12 protein-coding genes are annotated in these 23,513 nt (G+C 41.4%); 1 reads left to right on the forward strand and 11 read right to left on the reverse strand.

Annotated features, from left to right (window positions below; translation table 11 throughout):
* Positions 1-29 precede the first annotated feature (29 nt).
* The 11 genes from H6G76_RS19635 to H6G76_RS19685 form a co-directional block, all read right to left on the reverse strand.
* Complete coding sequence (locus tag H6G76_RS19635; RefSeq protein ID WP_190704240.1) at positions 30-650, reverse strand: hypothetical protein; 621 nt, start codon at positions 648-650, stop codon at positions 30-32.
* A gap of 64 nt (positions 651-714) precedes the next feature.
* Positions 715-1,734: a fatty acid desaturase gene (locus tag H6G76_RS19640; protein WP_190704242.1), complete on the reverse strand. Its 1,020-nt coding sequence runs from the start codon at positions 1,732-1,734 to the stop codon at positions 715-717.
* A gap of 31 nt (positions 1,735-1,765) precedes the next feature.
* Complete coding sequence (locus H6G76_RS19645; RefSeq protein ID WP_190704245.1) at positions 1,766-2,647, reverse strand: hypothetical protein; 882 nt, start codon at positions 2,645-2,647, stop codon at positions 1,766-1,768.
* Between the two features lie 447 nt (positions 2,648-3,094).
* Positions 3,095-4,609: a thioester reductase domain-containing protein gene (locus H6G76_RS19650; protein WP_190704246.1), complete on the reverse strand. Its 1,515-nt coding sequence runs from the start codon at positions 4,607-4,609 to the stop codon at positions 3,095-3,097.
* Positions 4,610-4,624: 15 nt separating this feature from the next.
* Complete coding sequence (locus H6G76_RS19655) at positions 4,625-6,268, reverse strand: PfaD family polyunsaturated fatty acid/polyketide biosynthesis protein (RefSeq protein ID WP_190704341.1); 1,644 nt, start codon at positions 6,266-6,268, stop codon at positions 4,625-4,627.
* A gap of 231 nt (positions 6,269-6,499) precedes the next feature.
* On the reverse strand, positions 6,500-9,796 hold the full coding sequence (locus H6G76_RS19660) for a type I polyketide synthase (protein ID WP_190704249.1): 3,297 nt from the start codon (positions 9,794-9,796) through the stop codon (positions 6,500-6,502).
* A 97-nt stretch (positions 9,797-9,893) separates the two neighbouring features.
* Positions 9,894-11,261: a polyketide synthase gene (locus tag H6G76_RS19665; RefSeq protein WP_190704252.1), complete on the reverse strand. Its 1,368-nt coding sequence runs from the start codon at positions 11,259-11,261 to the stop codon at positions 9,894-9,896.
* Between the two features lie 272 nt (positions 11,262-11,533).
* Positions 11,534-13,264, reverse strand: coding sequence for an SDR family NAD(P)-dependent oxidoreductase (locus tag H6G76_RS19670; RefSeq protein WP_190704254.1), 1,731 nt, complete (start codon positions 13,262-13,264; stop codon positions 11,534-11,536).
* A 148-nt stretch (positions 13,265-13,412) separates the two neighbouring features.
* Entirely contained in the window at positions 13,413-18,815 is a 5,403-nt protein-coding gene (locus H6G76_RS19675; protein WP_190704258.1) for a type I polyketide synthase, read from the reverse strand.
* Between the two features lie 262 nt (positions 18,816-19,077).
* Positions 19,078-19,356 carry a hypothetical protein gene (locus tag H6G76_RS19680; RefSeq protein WP_190704261.1) on the reverse strand — a complete coding sequence of 93 codons (279 nt, stop codon included), beginning with the start codon at positions 19,354-19,356 and terminating at the stop codon, positions 19,078-19,080.
* Positions 19,357-20,227: 871 nt separating this feature from the next.
* On the reverse strand, positions 20,228-21,568 hold the full coding sequence (locus H6G76_RS19685; RefSeq protein WP_190704264.1) for a ParB N-terminal domain-containing protein: 1,341 nt from the start codon (positions 21,566-21,568) through the stop codon (positions 20,228-20,230).
* Between the two features lie 714 nt (positions 21,569-22,282).
* Between H6G76_RS19685 and H6G76_RS19690 the strand changes: the two genes are divergently transcribed.
* A complete protein-coding gene (locus H6G76_RS19690) occupies positions 22,283-23,488 on the forward strand; it encodes an ABC exporter membrane fusion protein (RefSeq protein ID WP_190704267.1) in 1,206 nt (401 codons plus the stop codon).
* The last annotated feature ends 25 nt before the right edge of the window (positions 23,489-23,513 follow it).

The following is a 23,513-nucleotide window of genomic DNA, read 5'->3' on the forward strand; positions in this document are numbered from 1 at the left end:
GTTTTTAAATTAATTTGATTATTTAGAAATTACATAAAATTAATTTTCTTCAATATTCTATGTTTTTTAAGGTTATAAGCCTGTAACTTATTGCGAAGGAGGAAGATAACAATAGTTGTATTGATAAAAAAGATGTAGAGTGGAAAAGCTGAAAGAGTAAACGACCAAGATTCAATAGCGAAAAGATTAAGTGTACTAGCTGCTAAATACAAAATCCAAGTGAGTAAATTTTCTGTCTGTGGTTCATAGTAAGACTTCTTAATTGTGGGTAATGCGCCCAAAAAATCAATCAATATATTCAACAAAAGTGCAATTAAGGGTGAATTGAACTGCCACCAAAGCAATAGACTGATACCAACACCCAAAAGACACAACCGATCAAAACGGCTCCAACCTCCCTCTCCGTGCTTAAGAGATAGAATAGCAACGATTAATTGACCAATTCCACCACATACAGGAAGCCAAATTGTGTTGCCAGCACCACTAGAATAATAACTGGCACTAATTACAGTACTCAAAATTACCCATATCCACCAAGTTGCTCTGTTGGGTTTAGTTTTACCCTGCAAAATCGTGACAATGTAAGGGACAAAGCAGAGTATGGAAAGAAAACCTGCAACTACACCGATTGTCGCTTGCCAGCCAGCCATATTGAATTACCCTGAAAAAAATTACTGTTTGCTATCGGCAGATACACTCTGTTTGAACAAAATGTCAATACAAAGTCAGAAATGAAACTTCAATCGCACCATAGAATTGATCGAGGTTGGGTTTGCCATTTTCATTAACAACTTTTCCAACTCCAGCTAATAGGCGAGTGATGCGAAATTGATGGTAATTGATCAGTTGTTGCAAAAGGGGAATGTAATAAACTTCATTACTATTAGAAAGGTTTCTATCTAATTGATGTAAGCTGTGCCAAGGGCATATCATCACTGCATGATGAGTGTTGTGATAACCAAAATTCAGTAACAGCAGATTTAACCAAAAGTGACGACGGGAGAGTAAATTTGAAAAGGTATTTGCTTGTTCATAAGTGCGATCGCGTTTTGGCAAAGGTGCGCCTGGCGGAAAAGCTTCGTAAGTATGCTGAAAGGCATCCATCCAGCGTAGCACCGTGATCATCCCAATATAAGAAAAGCTGTAAAGTAATAACGCTTTGAACGCAAATAACCCCAGTAAAACAAAGAGTGTACCCCTAATGGCAAGAATGCTGATCATCCGCGATCGCTCTTGACGAAGCTCCACATTCCACCACGGAGCGGTAATATATCGCCAACGTGTCCAGAAGGCGAGAACAGGAAAGTAAAACCACTCTAATACCAAAATACCTAGACGTACCAGACGAGGTAATTTTTGGAGAGCAGCAAGAATATCAAAAGTAAACACATCTACTCGGTCAAGATGATGGGCAATATGTTGGAGGGTGAGAGCTTGAAAACCGTAATAACATCCTCCGTTGAGCCACAACATTGCTGTACCAAAAATGACATTCCAACGACGCTGTTTAAAAATAGTGTTATGCATAAACTCATGAGCTAGGTATGCAGAAAAAATCAAGCTGTGAGTTAGCAGCACAACGCCCAAAGCATTTAACCAAACTGTAGATGGAATGAAAAGCCCAATGCCTGCTATGTAGCCCAAGAAAGTATAAACAATAGCAATGGCATTCCAAAGAGGTTTCTGTTGATCAAGATGAGTGTTCAGGTCAACAGATTTCACAGTAGTGACCATACAAATTAAAAGGATAATTAAAAATTTGCTTTTAAGCTGACACCAAGTTCACTGGCTCAAAAGTCTGAATCAGTTCCAAACATTCACGATAAATTTCTCTAAACAAACACTGCTGTAAGCTCACAAAAGCTTGAAAACCCTCAAGTACCCACTCCATAATTTTTTGATGTTCTAATTCAGGTCGGTAGGGAAATAACATATTTAAAGCTTCCAAAGCACACTCAAAATGCTGTATCTCGGCACCAGAACCTTCATGCTTGCTATGAATTAAGACGTAACACCAAGGATCATATCGATGACCATCAATGGTGACAGGAGAAGCTTCTTGTCTGAGGTACTGATCAAATCCGATTCCCTGGTGTTCATAACGAATAATCTTGTCTAGTAGCTTATATTCGAGATCACCCAAGATTTCAGAAGCCGAATGAAATCCTATTGCTCGAATTAAAGAAGCTATATCACCAGGAGTTCCTTGATAACCAGAAATTACAGCATCGATAATTTCATTTAGCCAAGGAGGAATTAGAGAAAATTGATTACGTTGTTCGGGAAGCAGCCCTGCATAATTACCTACTGCCTTCAATGTAGCTTGAGCTAAAGAACGGTGTGATGCTCCGTAAGCTCCTTCATCGGCTGCTGCTACCATAACTTTGGCAGCAATTTGCATACCCCGGTCTGCTTCTTCAACCACAGATATATGAGGATCGTTGAACAAATAACGTGATATGGCGATTGAACTAACAAGCCGAGGAATCATTGAAGATACGTAGCCGTTAAAATATGTATAACGTTGGAAAAAGAGATATAACGAAGTAGGGTTACGTACAGCTAGACGGATTGATGCAGCTACTGTCCGGTCTAATTCTTCAAAGTCAAATAGTTGTTCAAAAAAGTTTTCCGAAAAATATTTCATAAGGTACATTAGTTCAAAAGCACAATTAAAAATTGCGCCAATTTTGATGGTTAAACTAATGTATTTTTTGCTGGGCGAATTTACATCAGTAATATGACTACTTTAAATCAAAGTATTGAAATTAAGTATTTATTACTATATAAATATGCTATTTCAGATAATTTTACATAAAGTTAATAGTGAAATAAAAAAATCTGTAATCTATATTCAGTAAGGCTTGTAATGACATAAAATTATATTTCTTCCTCATAAAAACGCCAAAAATTTATTGATATTCTTAATTAGGCAGCTAGTTTATTAATAGAAAATCAACATAATATAAATTCTTTATAATTTATATTTAAAGCAGAGAATATTATCAATGTAAAGTTTTTCGGTTTATCTCTAAGGCTAAAACCCAGTTTCTTATCGAAACTGGGTTTTAGTCATCTGATCAATTGTAAATTATTACAAAGCAACACTCAAGAAACCGCTTTCGATTAAATAAGCTGTGTAGGTCATAAACAACTTAGAATCGATTGGCGGACAAGAAATAGAACTACCTGCTAAGGCTTTTACTGTTGCTTCACAGCTAATTGTTGGTCTTCTAGCTTGCAGATACAAATCAGGAATGGTGAGTTGTTCTTCAGACCAGCGTTCTAACAAGAATGGTCGTAGGGTGTATAAAGGATTATCTGGTGAAGCAGCATTTCTAATTAACTCATCTTGCCATTCATCGTAAGGTAGCATTTGTACGGGATAACCAAAAGAACTAACCCAGTCAACTAATACCTTTAAAGAAACAGGATTGGGATGTTGTAAGTGGAAAGCTTTACCTATCGATTCTGGCTGCATGGACAGATAGACAATAGCTTTGCTCACATAGTCTACAGGCGACATATCCAACATATATTCCACATCTGGAAAGCAACCCATTTGTAGACAACCTTTGACCATTAAGTTGATGAAGTCGTGGGTATTACCGATACCTGTTTGACTGTCTCCGGCGATTAATGGTGGTCTGTGGATTGTAACAGGTAAACCGCGATCGCTTGCTATTTTCACCAACTTCTCAGCTACCCATTTTGTTTGCGAGTAACCAAGGAAAATACCTTCCCAGTGGCTAAAGTCATCATCTTCTTTCACCACCTTACCCGCGTAATAAGGTGATTCAAATACAGCCACGCTAGAAACGTAATGTAAAGGCTTGACCTTGATTTGACAAGCCAAGCGCAATATTTCTTGAGTACCTAAAACGTTAGCGGTTTTCAGTGCTGAGTAAGGATAAACGTAGTTCAACAAAGCACCACTGTGATAGATGGTGTCAATGTTGGTAGCTAAAGCTTGGAATAGTTCTGCGCCAAGCCCTAACAAAGGTTGAGACAAATCACCAATGACGGGAATAATGCGAGGATCTAACTCATCCTGACCAATTCCATACTGTTCCAGGTTCTTTTGCAGCTTGTTTTTACCATCTTGTAAATTAGCAGCACGTACCAAGCAGTAAAGTTCTGCATCAGTTTGTTCTAGCAGTTCCCGGATGATGAATGCGCCTAAAAAGCCCGTGGAACCTGTCAAGAAGATTTTCTTGGGTTTGTCGATAGGTGTGTAAACAGCACCACCAGGATGAATTGTTGGGTCGAGAACTACTTCGGCTTGTAAATCGAGAGTGGGGATTTCAGCGATCGCATTCCCACCTGTTTGTTTTACAATCCCTGTATCCTGCCCATCAGATTGTTCTACTAATTCCTCAGCTAAACGCTCTGACAAAGATGCAATATTTGGATAATGCCACAACAACAAAGGTGATGGTTGAAAACCCAGCAATTCCTCTAACTTACTTACCAGAGTCATTGCTTGTGCTGAGTCTAACCCGTAGTTTTCTAGATTTTCGTGGATATCAACTTCATCAGCTTCTACACCCAGTAACTCAGCTAGGTGAGACACCATCCACGCTTGAATATCTGCTGCGCTATAAGACATTGTTACCTCTTAAAATTATTGACATTCTGGACGATACTGAGTGTAGTAATCGGGTATTTGCAAACCTTGAATTTTTAAATTTTGGATGCGATATAAAAATGCCGCGCCCTTCATAATATGGTCAGCAACATCTACAACTGTGCGATTTTGTGGTTCAGCTAAATAAGAACCACGCACCCAATCATTAAAACCGCCCATTGCCGGGCCGCACCAAATTTGATAATCAACTTCTCGACCTTTTTCACCAGCAGTTGACCAACGAGAAGATAAGCCTAAATACCAACGGAAAATCAAAGCCATCTTCAACTTAGGATTATTCACAGCTTTACCCAATTTTTCAGGATTTTTCTGTGATAAATAAGCAGCCGTTCCTTCCCAAGCTTCAGCAATAGTTTTTCGGAAAACTTGTTTTTCTAACTTCTCCCTTTCTGCCGCAGGAATTTCTTCAATTGAGTTATAAGTGCGGTACAATTCATACAATTTTTGCGCTCGCATCGGGAACATCGTACCCCGTTTCAGCACTTGTACTTTCACACCCATTTCAAACATATCGCCTGCGGGAGCCATAGTCACATCAGCCATTTCCGCTTGCGCCAATAGTTTTTTAGTATGCTCACAAGCACCAGATTCAACACAAGCTTGATTGATAGAACCAGTAACTACATAAGCAGCACCCATCATCAAAGCTGCTAAGGTTGATTCTGGGGTGGCAATTCCCCCGGCTGCACCAACTCTAATTGGTTGGAAATAATGATATTTAGTTTGAATTTCATCCCTTAAAGCTATTAGAGAAGGAAGCAAACAAATCAAAGGACGGTTATCAGTATGTCCACCAGAATCAGCTTCCACAGTAATATCATCAGCCATTGGCACTTTTTCAGCCAATTTTGCTTGCAACTCAGTAATTAAACCTTGTTCAACTAATTCTTTTACAAGTTTAGTTGGTGCTGGCTGCATAAATTTAATCGCAACTTCCCGGCGAGAAATTTTAGCAATAACTTTGTTTTTAATTTCCATTTGATTAGCAGCATTTAAACTTAACCCAGCAACACGGTAATAAACAATGTTGGGAGTTAAATCTAAGAATGCTGAAGCTTCCACAACCTTCACACCATATTTTATATATAAATCCACAGCCCGGCGTTCAATCGCCATATCATTAGGACTGTGAATTAAATTGAAAGCGTAAGGGCCATTCGGTAAAGCTTGTTGAATTTGTTGAATTGCTGATTCTATTCTTTCTGGAGGTAAACCACCTGCACCAAAAGAACCTAAAATTTTCTCTTTTCCTAAAGCAATGACCAGTTCTTCTGAGGCGATACCACCAGCCATTGCACCAGTCATATAGGCATATTTCACGCCATAACAAGAGAGAAAACTAGGGTCGCCTAACTGTTGTAGAGAAATTGGTGCGATTGAACTTATTAATTCTATTTGGGAAGTTGTGCCATTATCAGCAGGATATAAATATCCTTCATTTGTGACACCTACTTTACCTGCAATTTTAACAATATAGCAAGGTTGATCTAATAGCAGTAATTTATCTTTGATAGCTTGCTGTTCAAAAGATATTGTTTCTAAATTACCTTTCCAAACAAGATTATGATTGTAGGTATAGGTAGGGAATTTTAAGCCATTATCTTGGGTGCTGAGTGGCATATCGAAGGTAGTCACAGTAGTTATCTCTCGGATTTATCTGGTTTTTTTATCTCACGCAGAGACGCAAAGACGCGGAGTTTGAGAGATATTTTGAGTGATATATTTTGCATTTAATTCTCTTTACTTCTGTGTCTCTGTGCCTCTGCGGGAACTTTTTAAATTTAGGAAAGGTTTAAGAATAAAGTGTGTTAAATCTTTATCCTTAAACCATGAGGTAACGTGCATTCAAGCTTATTCTTTGAGCAAATCTTCCGCGCAAACTAATTGCAATTGAATGATTTCACGCATCTGCTTACTAAAATCTTGTCGTGCTTGTAAAAAAGCTGTATGTGCTTGCGTTGTCCGAGCATTATTAGCATTCAGCTTTTGACAGTTAGAGGTATTTAACTCCAGCATTCTGATTAGGGTATTTAAATCTTGATTGGTAGCAGATGCTTGTGTCAGTGTGGCGATTAACTCAGAAGATTCTACTTTTTCTGCTGCTGCAAAACCGTGTTCAATGATATCTTTCATTGAAACTTCTGCATTTTGAGTCAAAATATCATTGCCTAAGATTTTATGTGTATCTTGCAGCGATTTGATGATATGAATTTCATCAGGCAATGGTATATTTGAATGCAGATTTTCAGTTTGAATCCCTTTAGCTTTCCCTGGCAAATCTTGGAAAAGTTTGCGGTTTTCTTCGGTCAAAATACTAGCGGTGATTGATTTACCACCGACAGTCACAGTGCGTAAGGTGGCTTTATTTTGTTTGGACGCGGGTGTGAGATTGTAGAGTGGTGATAAATCTACAGCTACGCGATGGCTGAGAAGTTTTGCTAGTGCTTTGACAATAGTAGTGTGGTCATCCATACCCCGACGGTTGAGGGATACGGTAATGTGGTCTTTATCTTCGAGGATTTTATCAATCCAGCGTGAACAGACACCACCAGCACCAGCTTCGATGAAGATTCTCGCGCCATCGTCGTGGAGGCGGTTGACTAGGCGAGGAAAGTCTAATTGTTGGCAAAGTCCGGTGGCGATGCTGCGCGCGATCGCACCACTCTCTAGTACAATAGGCTGATATTCAGCCGCAGAATAAAAGGTAACACCTGCTAGATTCTGGGATGGTAGAGTATTTAATTTAACTAACTCCCCATACTCCGATCGCATCGTTTCACAGTGGATAACGTGATCGAAGGGAGCCACGAAAGAATTACAACCCAAGGCGGCAATGACTCGCTTACAAGCGGCTGGCTCACCGGCAATTAAGACTTCTTCCGGTGTATTAATTTGTGTGAGATAAACTTGCGGCTCGTTTTTGATAGCTTCCTGCACTTGTTCAGGACTAGCCATCAAAACGAAGTTACCCCAAAAGCTTTTATCTAAATTATCTGTATTTGGCAAACCCCAAAACTCGCGCACTGCATTTTTTGGCCCAGATAACCTATTTCCAAACAACGCCGAGGAGTTGAAAGAGTTACTACCTTGAAAGAAATCACTCCAAACCCCTTGGGCTACCATCATGCTCGTTTCACCCAAGCTGTAACCAAATACATACTTCGGCTTGAGTTGAAAGTCATCACGAATAACCGTGGTGAGCAGTCTGGTAAAGAACATTTCCGCTTCAAACATCGCTAGGGAATCATCTAGCAATTGCTTTTCTAAAGTCTCTATTTGTCTGAGGGATAACTTACTCAAACTTCTGGGAAATACTCTTCGTTCTACATCCGCCGCCCGCTTGTGTAGACTCTTCACCATGTGGTCGTTGAAGATTCGGGGGAACAGGCGGAAGAGATTCCGACCCATACCTACATAAGAGTTCACCGCCGCCGGATACACATAAGCAATCTCACCATGCTTTCCGAGAGGCTTGGGTGTGAAATAACTACCTACAGGTGTTTGCCAGTCTGTACCTTTTTCAAACGCCGTTTTGACACCCTTACGCGCTGACTCAATTTCTTTGAGAAGCTCTTTTTTGTTCCGTCCGTTAATGGCGATCGCGTATTGTGCTTGGGGGTTAGCTTTGTATGTAGCAAAAGCTTGACTTGCACATTCTGATAAAGAAGAACTAGTTTCAATGCTTTTTTGTAGACTATCTAGAGCCGCAAAAATACTGTCCTTGTCGTTAGCTGTTATCGGGAACAGATGATATGGCATTTGCTCCAAATATCTGCTAGGGCGTTCTTCTTGTGTAGGGTCTTCCGAGATAATCACATGAGCAAAAGTACCGTCACAACCAAGACCATTAATGGCGGCTATCCGACGATCAGAATCTTTACCCAAGAACCAAGGACGAGATTCTGTAGCTACATAAAAAGGACTACCTTCCCATTGTTGAGGTGTTTTCACACCAGACCAGTTAGGAGTACCAGGAATATAGCGGTAGTAAAGACACAACGCTGTTTTGATTAAGCTGGCAATTCCCGAAGCTACTTGAGTATGTCCGATATTGGTTTTGACGCTACCGATAGCACTATGCAAACCATGACCTACCGATGGATATGCTTGTAATAAACCAGTGATTTCAGCTTCGTCTTCTTGAGGAATACCACTAGCGCAAACCTCTACATAGTTCACCTGAGAAGGTTGTACACCTGCACAGTGAAAGGCTTCGTTAGCTGAGTTAACAAGAGATTGTCCGATACTGATAGCATCAATGGTGGCATAAATGCGATCGCCATTTTCCTGCGCCACATCGTAGCGTTTGAGAATAACTACACCAGCACCTTCACCCACATTCCAACCGTTGGCTTTTTGGTCATAACTCAACGTATTGACACCAGTGTTAACCTTGGCTGTTTGGTTGCGTAACAACACATTCTCTACACCACCAGCCAAATCAACAGCACCAACAATGGCTGCGTCTGCTTCACCAGTCATTAGTAGCATTTGTGCGACTTCCAAAGCTTTGAAAGCCGAAGTCTCTACAGCTGTGAGGGTGAAAGCAGGCCCGGTGAAGTTCCATAGTGAAGAAATGCGACTCGCCATGATGTTGGCGATATAGCTTAGGTATTCACCAATCTCTACTTGTTGGTGAACGCTATCTTTAACGATGGTTTCTAATTGAGTAATCTTTTCCGATGGTAAGGTAATTTCCGCCGCATTCAAACCATCTTTGACTTGCCAAGATAAATCCCATCTTTGCTGTAGTTGGTGGACAGATAGTTCTGTTTCAGCCGCAATAATTACTGCGACATTTCCGCCTTCTGGTAGGTTCGCATCTTTGATGGCGCGTTCTGCAACCTTCAACAGCAATAACTGTTGAGGGTTCATTTTTTCGACTTCGTTAGGAGGAATCTTATAGGCTAAAGTATCAATTTCAAAGTCTTTGATATATGCTCCGACGGGGGGTTTACCTTCAAATAAGCCGTAGTCTTGGAGTAAATCTTTTTCTGTGTCGATACCATACCATCTTTTTTCGGGTAGAGGTATGAAATGCTGTTTGCCATCATAAATACTGCGTTCAAAAGCATCTAAGCCATTGCATTCGCCAAAGAAGGCATCCATGCCAATAATGGCAATCTTGTTTTTATTATCTTGGGTCATTACTGAGTACCTAAACAGATATTTTTTTGTCTCGCGCAAAGGCGCAAAGAGCGCAAAGAGAAGAGAAATAGCTTTGTAGACTCATACAAAAATCTCTTTACTTTGTGTCCTTGGCGGTTTTTTCCAAAATAATGTGAGAGTTAGTTCCACCAAAACCAAAGGCGCTTAAGGCTACGCGTTTAGTTGAATTATTGTTAGGCCAAGGTGTTGTTGTTTTGACTATGTTTTTGGGTGAAATGACAGTATTGTCTGCACCGATGGGTTCATCAACATTAATAGTTGGTGGAATCACACCATGATTCAGGCTGTAAATCGCTTTAGTTAAGCCCACCATCCCAGCACCTACTAACAAATGTCCGACGTTTGATTTAGCAGAACCAACTAAAGGTGATGCTTGATGTTCACCAAAAAAGCTTTCGACAGAATTACATTCGGTGGTATCGCCTAAGAGTGTGCCTGTAGCGTGACACTCTAGATAATCAATTTCTTTTGGGCTGATTTGGGCTTCTTGATAAGCTCGTTCGTAAGCTAATATTTGTCCTTTGGCGTTGGGGCTGAGTAGGTGTTTTCCTCTACCATCGTTGGAGAGTCCGTTACCGCAAACAGTAGCGAGGATGTTATCACCATCTCTGACAGCATCACTGTAGCGTTTGAGAACTACCATACCGATGCCTTCTGAGGTAACTAAACCGCGTGATGCTTTATCTAGGGGGCGGCTAATGCCGTTTTCTGGATATCCTTGAATACCAGAAAAGAGCATTCGTAAGAATAGAGGATCAGAACAACTAATTGCCCCAGCCAGCATTAAGTCGGCTTTACCTGTCTGTAAATAGTGCGATGCTAGTTTGATGGAGTAAAAGGCTGAGGAACAAGCGGCATCTATACAGAAATGAGTGCCTGATAGTGAGAGAGATTGAGCGATGAGGGCGGCTGGTAAACCAGAGATCATCGCGTTGTAGGGCGATGGTTTGCTGGTTGGGGGAATGGCTGCTAAATGGAAATCTTGGTCTTGGATAAGTTGAGCGATCGCACCATCAATTGTGCGGCGATAAATGGGGGATAATAGTTGATTGGAAAGTTTTGTTGGTAGGGAGAGAGTTCCTAAAATTACGCCGCATTTGGCGAGGGCTTTTTGATTACCTAAATAGCCACTATGTTGTACTGCTTGTTTTGCTGCGTACAGTGACCATTTAAAGGTGTTATCTAAGCTGTTTACTAAGGTTGGTGGTAAATTATATTCGCTGGGGTCGAATTGAAAGTTGCGAATAAATCCACCTTGGAGGAAATAAATTTTTTCCGGTTTGCCTTTAGCAGAGTCGTAAAATATTGTGGGATCAACGCCAATTTCGGCGAGTGTAACTTCTGAGGTTGAGCTTTTTTGGTCGGTGATATTCTGCCAAAATTGTTCGGGATTGTTCGCGTCGGGAAATAGGCAGGATATACCAATAATGGCTATTTTTTCCACTGTTGTTGTCCTCGTTAGGGTGGGCTTTTAGGATTTACGGTGTTCCCCGGAGTGGAAAGGATTTGTTTCGCGCAAAGGCGCAAAGACGCGGAGAGTTGGGAAGGTGTGTTTTCCCAGAGTATTTTTTTAACGAACCGCGAAGGACGCAAAGAGCGCAAAGAAGAGGAGAGTTACAGAGAATAGAAATGAGTTTACTATTGCTATTTTAAACCCAGATAATTCTCCGCGTAACTTTGCGTTTACCTCCGCGAGCCTCTGCGTTTATATGTTAATTATTTGTTCATCATTCTCATAGGCCAAATGACTGCTTTGGCTCCGAGAATGCGGGAGTATATTTTACCTTCAAGGTCGTGGATGTAGTAGTCGGCGGTTACGCCTGTTGCTGTTTTTGTTTTGACTTCGCAGGAAACGTAGAAGGGTTCATCGCAAGGTAAGGCGCGGAATTGTTCGGAGTGAGTTAGTTGTCCTGGTAAGCAAATTTCTTGATGGAAATGGTTGAGCCAAATCCATAAGGGTTGTGTGCTTAAGTCGTTGGAGTATGGGTTGTGCCAGTTAACAGGAAATTGCCCTTGTTTTTGAGCAGAAATTGATGCCCAATAGCATTCTGCGGTGATTTTTTCGGGAGTAATATTGATGACTCTGGTGATTTTTTGGAATGCTGCTCCGTGAAATAATGAGGAGCTATCTTTTTGATAAAAGTCTGTGCCAGTGGCTGTGATGATGTTATCTTCGGTGAAGTTTACTGATTCGTAAATTGGGGCTTCTGGCATTTTCCGCACGATTTTGATTTGGGCGCGGAAGTGATAATGAGTTTTGCCTTCGGGTGTTTTACTTAAGATTGTGGTTTGTAATTCGACAAATTCAGATTCGCTTTTGGCGAGTTCTTGGATTTCGAGAATGTGTTCGCTGACATTGGAGTTAGCGAAGGTAATTCCTTTAAGGACTTTGAATTCTTTACAACTTAAATAGCGATAACCTGGATGCAATTCTTCACAAGCATTAATCATCCAAGACATAGCGCAGGTTGCTGGTAATACGGGAGAACCAGCGATCACATGATCATATAAAAAGGGATTTGCTTCTAATACGATGCGGCGACGAATGCGGTAGCTTTTGAGTTCTGCATCTAAGGGCGCGGGTGGGCGAATTGTGGGGCTACCGATAACTACTTGGGTAGAGTCATGGTGTGCGGGATGCAGTTCATTAACTAGCATTTGTGCGCCAATATCTACGGGGATGATATCAATTCCGCGTTCGGCAAAGGCTTTTTTGAGTTCTGGTGTCACCATACCGCTATCCCAACCGCCCCAGTTGATTGCAACTACGTGACAATTGGGATGGTTTTGTTTGAATAGATGGGCTGATTTGTTGAGAATTTCGTTAGCGATCGCATAATCAGATTGCCCAATGTTGCCGTAAAATCCAGTTACGGAGGAGAACAATACTAATTGTTCTAGTTGATTGGGGTTAACGCAATTCAGTAGATTTTCTAAGCCTTGAACTTTTGCTGTATAAACTTTTTCAAAGTCTTGGTCAGTTTTCTTTTCAATTAATTTATCAGCTAAGTTACCAGCACCATGAATAATGCCAGTTATTGCGCCAGTACGTGCAACTGTGGCTGCTAGTTTTTGTTGTAATTCAGCAACATTTGTCACATCAGCACTCAGATATTCAACTTTCGCGCCTGTAGCTCTAATTTCTGCTATTGTCTGTTTAATTTCGCGGCTGGAAGCAATTTTGTTATATATTTTCTGCACACTCATGGGTGTAGGCTTCTCACCTTGAGCGAGAAGATTTTCCATGATGCGTTTTTTTAATGCAGCATCTTCAAAACAATCTTTGGCGAAGTCTGGTTCGTCTTCTAAAATTTCGGAACGACCGAGGAGTATAAATGTGCAAGGTTGTTGTTGTGCGAGTTTTTTAACGCAGAGTGAGGTGATTCCTTTTGCACCACCACTGACGAGAAATACTGAGGAGGAACGAACCTGAGTTGCTGTGGTCATATTTATTTTGAAGTTGAGAATTTATTTAAACGTAGACGCGAAGTGGCTTCCCGAAGGGTACCGCAAAGGACGCAAAGGACACAAAGTAAAGAGAGTTTCAAAGATTCCGCGCGCTCTTCTCCGCGCCTCTGCGCCTTTGCGCGAAACTTTACTTAATGGAAGCCTTCAACGTAACTCGCCCTTGGGAACCATAAGCGACTTCATTGATATAAAGATTCGAGTCGCACAGTTCAGCAATAATATGTTCAGCCGATTTTTGTGCATCTATCGCCGGACTCAAATCAATTGAGCGAGCAAATACTTTTGGCCATTCCCATCTCAGGGTTTTGGTAAGTCCGAATAAACCACCTGCGATCGCTCCATAATTGGTGTTATGCTCTAACCCAAATGCTCCATCTAAGCGCGCTACTGTCAGGAAAGAACTGCGAGTATAATTAGCGGTTTCGGTGAGGGATTTCTTCAGGTGTTTAGCTACGAAGAAGATGTGCTTAACTATCGCTTTTTCTTGTTCTACAGCCTGGGGATGGATATGAATGAAGCTGCCAATTGTACCAATATTAGTTGCGATCGCTGATAATTTGTGTTGAAGTAATTCTTCACTCATATCTGCGAGGGTGATGCGTTCTACACCAGCAGGTAATGGTGCTTGTTGGGCGATGATAGCTTGGGGGAAGTTTAATACTACTACTTTCCAACCGCGATCGCACAGTGTTTGGACTACGTGGGAGGTGGTGAGGGAGCCATCATCTGTAATTAAGCAGATGTGTCCCTCTGGTAAACTGAACTCTAAGCTGTCGGGTAGCGGGAGGATTTTTAGTTGCGCGGGACGACGCGCAACGTTATCGATTACTTGGACTGGCTGGAAGTCCCAGTTAGAATCAGGCTTTTTTTTTTCACCCGCAACTAGGCGTTGCAGATACTCAACTATTTGACCGATGGTTCGTAAGTCACCTAAGTCTTCGACGTTGGGCTTGGGTAGGTTGGGATACGTTTCTTGCATTGCTCCCAAAATTTCTACCCGTTTGATGGAATCGATACCTAAGTCGGCTTCCATGTCCATCTCTAATTCCAGCATCTCGACTGGGTAGCCAGTTTTATCGCTGGTAATATTTAGTAAAGTTTGGGCGATATCTGCGTAATCAGTGGTATCTTCTACAGTTTCTACAACTGGAGTCTCAGCAATTACTACTGGTTCAGGTGCAGGTGCTACAGGAACTACAGGTATGGTAGTAGCGACTGGCATTTCTGGTGCGACTGGTGCGGGTAAAACCGCAACTCCGACACTAGGATTTCCCGAAGCATTAGATTGCAGATATGTAATGATGTCGCCGATGCTGCGTTTTTCTGCTAGTTCTTCTAAGTTGGGCTTGGGTAAGTTAGGATACATTTCTTGTAAGCCACCCAAGATTTCAACTCGTTTGATGGAGTCAATACCCAAGTCGGCTTCCATATCCATCTCTAATTCGAGCATCTCGACTGGGTAGCCAGTTTTATCGCTGATAATTGCCAGCAGGTTTTTGTCTAAGTCAGAGACATCAACCGCAGGTGTAGCTACAACAGGTACGCTAACTACTGCTACAGGCTGAGGTGTAGGAATTTGGACTACTGGTGCGGGTGTTTCAACTACCGGCGTGGGAGTAAAAACAACAGGTGCTTCAACTACAGGCACTGGAACAACTGGTGTTTCGATTACAGGCGCGGGTGCAACTGCTACAGGCTGAGGTGTGGGTGCGACTGGTGTTTCAATTACAGGCGCGGGTGCAACTGCTACAGGTTGAGGTGCTGGTGCGACTGGTGTTTCAACAGGTTTAGAAATATGACCGTTACCATTGCCGTTTTTTGCTACAGGCTCAACTACTGGAGTGGTTGGTGCAACAATTTTAGTGGTTGCAGGTACGGGTGTATCACTGACTGGGGTTGCTTCAACTGTGACACCACCAGCAATCAACTGTGAATATTGTTGCTGAATGAGATTAAAGAAGTTTTTGGCGTATTCCACCTGTTCCAGAAGATATTGCTCATGGATGCGGAGAGTTTCACCTTGTTGGGCGTGAAACTGCATCATGCTGCGTTCGACACCTTCCATAACCACTAGCTTCAGTTGCGCTACCTCTTGGGAAGACTTGGCGTTAGCGAACAAAGCGTTTTGCTGCTGCATCAGTTGGAAGAACGCTTTCGTGTATTCCATCTGATGATTGAGATACTGACCGTGAGTTTGTAAGTTATCAGATTGATTCTTTTGGAATTGCGTCAGCAGGTACTCTAAGCTTTCTAGCATTCGCTGGTAATTTACCAAGTTTTCAGGTGTTGGCATATCAGTTTCCTGGGCTAGTTGATTAGAAAGGATCGCAGGATTCATTTCTGGTTCAGTAATACTTGTTATGGAAGTAACTTCAGGTGCGGGTTCCGGTTTGATTATTTCTTGAAAACTTACACCTGAACTCTCTGAAACTCTTATTTCTTGCCGTTCTTGGCGGTTCGTTTCAGAAAATTCCGGGGTAGCACTAACCACTGGTGCAGGCGCAGCAGGTAACGAAACCTTATGTCCACTCTCCAACGCTTCCTTGAAACCGTTTCTAGTTTTCTCCGAAACGTAGTTAATCCCATTGAGACGCACACTTAAGGTTTTCTTCTTCTCCGCCGGAGGTAGTACAGGTTGAACTTGATAGGGGTCAAGATTCTTCAATTGCATCCCAATGACGCGCATTTGTACTGCTGCTTCTCGCAGAGAACGATCGCTGTTCTTCTGAGTGCTAGGATTCAAGGCGATGGTAATATGAGGGCGATCGCCTAAAATATCCTTAACTAAATTAGTCAGAATTCTTTTCGGCCCGAATTCCACAAAGCAAGAACCACCAGCCGCGTAAATATTCTCAATTTCCTGTTTAAACAACACCGAACTTGCCAGGTGAGTTTCCAGGATGCGCTGCATTCCCGTAGGGTCTTGGGGATAAGGCTTGCCAGTAACATTGCTGAAAACTGGAATTGTTGCGGTATTGAATTTGACTGATTTTGTAGCGATCGCAAAGGATTTCTGTGCAAACGCAATCAGCGAAGTGTGGAAAGCCGCAGAAACAGGTAACTGTACAGCCGCGTAGCCGTGTTCTTGCAAAGTCCGGCGCACTTTAGCGATTTCTGCGGTCGGCCCTGCCAAGACTACCTGAGTCGGAGAATTGAAGTTAGCAATTGATACTTGCGGATAATGCTTCAGTATCGGCTCAATTTTGTTGATGTCTTCTTTGACAGCCAACATTGTGCCTGCGTCGTGGTCTGGGTCTTCTGGCGCTGCCATTGCTTGACCGCGAGATTTCACCAAGAACAAGTAATCTGCTTCACTTAATACACCCGCAGCCCACAATGCTGTTAATTCACCAAAGCTGTGTCCGGCTACGAAATCAGATTTGAAACCAGCTTTTTGCAGGATGGAATACAACCCAGCACTAAATACACCAATTGCAGGTTGAGCGTATTCTGTACGTTGCAGTGCTGCAACTTGAGCATTTTTCTCTGCTTCTTCAAATGTCGGGCGAGGGAAGACAATTTCTGAGAGAGGCTGCAAGTTATCTTTGATTAACAAACTATCCATGAAACCATGCAAACGCTGCATCTCAGGGAAGTTCATCACTAATTCCCGACCCATTTCTAGGTATTGGGAACCTTGACCAGAGAACAGTGCAACAACTTTACCGCCTAATTCCATCCCGGAGGCGCGGTAATAAATACCTTGAGGATGTTCCCAAGATGCGGCTGCACCTTTGAGTTTCAACCAGTCGATGCTGGTTTGCAGTAACTTGCAAGCTTCTTGCAGGTTTTCAGCGACAAACCCAACTCTCGCAGCAGTTTGGGGAATTTCTAGTGATTGACTATCTTGCACCAACTGAGAAAAATGTCTCTCACCGCCTTCTGATTGCAACTTCCATAAATCTGCTTCACACTTGCTGAGTAGTTGCGCTGGGTTATCAGCAAACAGCAGGATTTCTTGGGGTGTGCTGTGTATGCGGTAAGGCTGATTTTGTCCGGCTTCGTATTCTTCCAAAACTACGTGGTAGTTTGTACCACCAAAGCCGAAGGAACTTACACCTGCACGTCTTGGTGCGTCGCCTTCTGGACGAATCCAAGGTCTTGTTTCAGTATTAAGATAAAATGCCGAGTTGTTAATGTCGAGTTTGGGGTTCGGCTCAGTAATATTAATAGTTGGCGGTAAAATTTTGTGATGCAGTGCCAAAGCCGTTTTAATTAAACTTGCCGCACCCGCAGCCGCTTTGGTGTGTCCGATTTGAGATTTCACACTACCTAAAGCGATGTGCTGCCGTTTCTGGTCGTGATCACCAAAGAAGTCTCTTAAAGAACCAAATTCGGTAGGGTCGCCAGCCATTGTGCCGGTACCGTGGGCTTCCATCAGACCAACGGTAGCAGGAGAGAAACCAGCATCTTCGTAAGCGCGGCGTAAGGCAGTTACTTGACCTTCTTTGCGTGGTGCATAAATACTCTTGTAGCGGCCATCGCTAGAAGTACCGATACCTTTAATTACGGCGTAGATTTTATCGTTGTCTCTTTCAGCATCTTCCAAACGCTTGAGAACAATCATCCCAATACCTTCACCCAGCATCATCCCATCAGATTTCGCATCGAATGGTTTGACACTTTCACTAGGGGAAACCGCCGGGGTTTTGCTGAAGGAGATGTAAGCCATGATGGTGTTGTCGGTATCCACACCACCAGTCAGCATCATGTCAGCGCGATGTTCGATTAGTTCGCTGATAGCTAATTTCAAAGCACCGAAGGAACTAGCACAAGCCGCGTCAACTACACAGTTGATACCGCCAAAGTTCAAGCGGTTGGCAATGCGTCCAGCCACGACGTTAGCCAGCATTCCGGGGAAGGCGTTTTCATCCCACTTGACGTAAGCAGCTTTAATTTTGTCAACGATTTTTTTGGTATCTTCGTCAGACAAACCACTGCTTTTGAGAACCTTTTCCCAGATAGGATACTCTAACCGTGCAGCTAGTGGCATTCCCAACTGTTTAGCCATCGCCACACCGAGAACTACCCCGATAGTTTCGCGGCTAAACTCGCGTGACTCTCCATAACCAGCATCTTCCATTGCTTCTTTGGCAATGACCAAACTTAATAACTGCGAAACATCAGTTACTTCTAAAATGCTGGGGGGAATACCAAATTCCATCGGGTTAAAATCAACCTCTGGAATAAAGCCACCACGTTTACAATAAGTTTTATCTTCTGGGGTTCTGGGGTTGGGGTCGTAATAATCTTCTACGCTCCAGTGGGAGGGAGGAACATCAGTAATACAATCGATTTTATTAATGATATTTTGCCAATATTCCCGCAAATTTCTGGCCTTCGCAAATAGCGAAGCCATGCCAACGATTGCTATAGGATTTTGTTCCAGTCGTCTGTTAAGTTTGTTAATCGACATTGGTTTGTCTGTCGTCATTTTTTTTTCCTCTATATACCTAATCAAAGTTTTTTCACAACTGTTGATCTGGGCTTCTAATTCCGCCAAAGCAGTATCAATTGAATAAGCAGACATAGGACATAGACAGTTTTTAATTACTGTGGATTGTGAAGCTACAGTAGTCTTTGTTACCCGTCAAAAAGTATCTGTCTGTTGTGACAAGCAACTAGCTATCCTATGCGTGAAGGCTAAATGCTTTTTTCCTAACAAACACCACACAATACAAATCAAGGTGAAGAATTATAGCAGGAGGCAGGAGGCAGAAGGGAATAATAATTTATATTTCCCCTATCTCTTCCACTCCTTACTCCCTACTCCCCATTCTCTACTCCCTATTTCATACTTCACACTTTTCTTGATATTGCGGTAGCAAGTCAATAACGTTGTTGAAACTGGTAAAGTAATCTTGGAGCGCGTTAGCTGCTTGACCAGTGAATTCAAGCCATTCGTAGTGGTAGAAGTTTTGTGTGATTGTATCCAACTGGAACACTGGAAACTTAGGAGTAGCCATGAGGACAGAAACGCTTTTTTCTCCCAAACTCGTTTGATTATCTAGCCTAACAGCAGCAACGTAGCTGGTATTAATGACAACGTTCTGTATCTTGATAAATGCCATAGCCAGTTTCAACGTCCAGGATAATATATTGTACGAAATTCGACCCAGAAAAGTTGACAAGTTCGTTACCGAAAGAACATCACCTCTACTTTGAATTTCACAGCAATTTGACGAAAAAAACTCAACAGTTACAAGGTGATGGTGATGCGACTTTGTATATTAGGTTTCTCATCTTCAAGCGCGATAAATGTGTTCTGTTTCCGTGCGGCTTAAAAGAGTTGAATTAATAAAAAGAATAGCACACTTCACATAAACTAAATCATTTCTTCAAGGGATTTTAAGAAAAAAATCTGGCTTTTGACAGATGTTGATGATAAATACAATCTGCATTTCAAGTATATTTGGCAACTTATATTTAGTGTTTGATGATTGCAGCGATCGCCATCTCCATCCCAACCACAGCTTAATTTCATAGATATTACTAAAATCAGGGTGTTCAGTAGAAAAATCATGAATAAATACATCAGCATATATCTTGTTTTTTCAGCAGAGCCTCATAATGTGAACTAACTTTTTGATGAATTTCTAAAATAATCCACAAACCAACACTAAGAAGTTATTTAACAAGCAAAGATTAAATATTTGGAAAGTACATAATAAACAATCTTTCAATAACATTTTACGAATTGCAAACATTTAAACTATTGAAATGTATATCTGCCAAAGAAGTTACAGAAGCAAAGACGGTTCAGATTGTTTAAGATTTGGCAATAACAAATATATATCTTGTGGGTAGGCATCTTGCCCGGCCTAAATCTAGGACGGGTGAAGACACCCATCCCACAAGAAACTAACTTCTCATTCATAAGTTTTTAATGGTAAGTAAGTAGGCAGAATCAACTTTAAAATTTCCCATCCTGCCTTCTATTTATTAAACACTCAGCATTTTTTTCGCTGGCTTGCTAGTCCATTGCTGCCAACGCATCACGCCGCGATTAACTAATTGAGAGTTTTCATCCCCAATAAAACAGATGCGTCCCAATCTTTCGCAAGCAATGAGTATTTCACCATGTCCCATAAACGGAGCAATCACAAAATTATTGGGACTGGTGTAGAAATTAATTAAGTAATTAACAACGCTTTCAATACCTTCTATATGAATTGGGGATTGTGGTTTAGCTATTGAATGATGCGAAAAAATGCCTATATAAAGGTTATTTACTAACAACTCATACTGAAATGGCATTTTGTTATTTTTGTAAAAATCGTAAATTTGTCCTTCAGAACGGAGGACAGCCACAACCCTGGCTTCGTCTACTAAATAATTATGTTGCCATGTAGAGGAGACAGTAGCGATCGCCAGTGCTGCATCTGAAGGTAACAAATTCCGAAACTGTGAAGTGTAAGTATCGCCACAATAAACTAAATGTCTTCCTAGCATCCATTCCTCACCAATTTTTATGGCGGGTTCTAGATTGGCTTTTGGTAGCTCAATTACTTGTTCTATCTGGCGTTGCACCTTTTTCAGCGTCAATTTAGCTTCTTTCTCCGCCATAGCACTTTTAAAGGCTAATGTCTGTAACTCTTTTTGCTTTTTCTTAGCTTCTGCAATTAATTGAGCTTGCTGTGCTGCTGCTTGTTTATCTCCTTGTTTTTGGGCTAATTCCAAAGCCTTTTGTGCGGCTTCAGCTAAAATGCGTTCTTCGCTACCAGCCCTGGCGATTTTTAATAGTATGGTGGGACTATCAGCCAAGGGTGTACCTTTAATCATCTGTTTGACATCTGGATGGATACTTTTAGCAATTTGTTTTCCATGCTGAAAGGTGCGCTCAGAGTAACCAACTTCCTTCGCTAACTCGATAGTGCGTTTGGGAGGTGGTGAAATGGTTTCACCACCTTTGAGAGTATGTTGGTTATCTCCGACCTTCGCTCGCAGTCCCATCCGTTCTAAAATCTGGTCGCGTTCTAACCACAGTTCTGAACGCTCTAGGGGTTCTAGCTCGTTGCGAATCAAATTTTCGTCAATTTCCGCCAACCGCGCTTGGTCAGCATCTTGATAGTTAACAACATTACATTCAATGCTTTCTAACCCCAAAAGCTTACAAGCTGTGAGGCGATGTAGCCCAGCAATCAAGGTCAAATTCTGATCTACCGTAATGGGATTTAATAAACCATTAGTCTTAATTGAGTCTTTTAACTCATTAACTTTATGAGCATTAACAGGACGGCGGTTAGAACCTATATGAATTTGATTGATAGAAACTTCAGGCATAATTACTGTTTTTATATAAATTCAGTTAAAACACCCAAGATAACACGCAAAATTAAGATGAAACCTTTTATTTAGTGAGTTTAATTCTAAAATTTTGTTCCTGAAATAGATGAAAAGTGATGAAGATTACAGAATTGAGGTGACAGGTAACAGGTTAGAGGTTACAGAATAATTGTTGTGTTTATTTACTGGCTTTACAAGTGAGTTTAAACAAGGACTTTTATTTATAAAATAAATAGAATTGTATTGAATAACACACATTGTTAGTAACAAAAAACATAAGGCTTATTGCTATAACCTGTAACCTCTTACCTCTTACCTTCCTGATAGTCATTAAAAGCTAACTTCAGCAATGCTAATTAGTTGACAATCTTCAATTGCTTTGCAATAATTAGACACAGTTTATCCAGTATTTCTAAACGCTTCATTTCAATAAAGTTAAATTTTTTAGTTAGCACTATCGTATTTTAGACTACTGGATTTAAAGCAAAATTAGGATAAAAATTAGAAAGATTTAGAGTACCGCCTTCTGTTATTTATCTGCAAAGTTAGTAACAAATAGTGGTGTAAAGGCGTACAACAATTTCCATAGAACTGTACAAAAAGTATGAAGCGTGAATTATGAAGTAGTAGGAAATTTTTCAAACTTCATTCTTCACCTTAATTATCAGTCATTTTGGCTGTTCCCTGGCATAGCACAATTGGAATAAAAATATGGCACTAAAAAGATACAGCCAGTTCTTTACAAAACCCTTAAGTCGGTGGCAAATAATTTTAGCAGCTTCTATCACTGTAGCTGCGGCTGGGCTAGGAACTTTCTACACTGTTGCCCCAAAATTAAATCGTGTCCCAGTTCAAACCACTCAGACAACTCCAACAACACCTGCCCCGGTGAAAGTTGCAATCACTGCTTTAGGACGTTTGCAACCAGAAGGTAAAGTTACTTATTTGTCTGCGCCGAATTCCATCAACGGTGTAAGAGTTGAAAGACTGTTGGTGAGAGAAGGTGATGAAGTCAAAGTTGGACAAGTATTGGCGTATTTAGAAGATTATGGTCGTGCTACAGCCGCCTTACAACAATCTTTAGATAAATTGCAAGTTGCCAAAGCTAAATTAGCACAGGTAAAAGCTGGTGCGAAATCAGGAGATATCGACGCACAAAAAGCGACCATTGCAAATTTAGAGTCTCAATTAAAAGGAGAAGTTGCGACTCAACAGGCAACAATTAACCGTATTCAAGCTCAAGTAGACAACGCTCAAACCGAAAACGATCGTTATCAGCAACTATATAAACAAGGTGCGATCGCGGCTTCTGTTGCTGACAGTAAAGCTTTACAACTCAAGACAACACAAGAACAACTAACAGAAGCAAAAGCTGCTCTTACTCGTACACAAAACACCCTGCAAGACCAACTTAAAGAAGGCAAAGCCAGACTCAACAGTATTAGCGAGGTACGCTCTGTAGACGTTGAAGCAGCACAAACTGAAGTTAAAAGTGCTGTCACAGCAATTAAACAAGCCAAAGCCGACCAAGATTTAACTTACATTAAAGCTCCTATTGACGGCAGAATTCTCAAAATTCACGCCAAGACTGGCGAAGTTATCAACACCTCTGGTTTTGCAGAAATTGGTAAGATATCGCAAATGTATGTAGTTGCAGAAGTATATCAAACCGATATTCAAAAAGTACGTGTAGGTCAAAAAGCTAGTATTACTAGTGCTGCATTTGCCGGAAAATTACAAGGAACCGTCAAAGAAATTGGTTGGCAAGTTGATAAACAAAGTATCTTTAGCCTCAATCCCCGATCTGATACAGACCGGAGAATTGTTGAGGTAAAAATATCTATCGATAATCCCGCAGATAGTCAAAAAGTAGCTCGGATGACTAACTTGCAAGTGGATGTATCTATTCACATATAGTCAATGGTCAAAAGTTACAAATAAC

This window comes from Nostoc sp. FACHB-152, from assembly GCF_014697475.1.
GTDB lineage: Bacteria > Cyanobacteriota > Cyanobacteriia > Cyanobacteriales > Nostocaceae > Nostoc_B.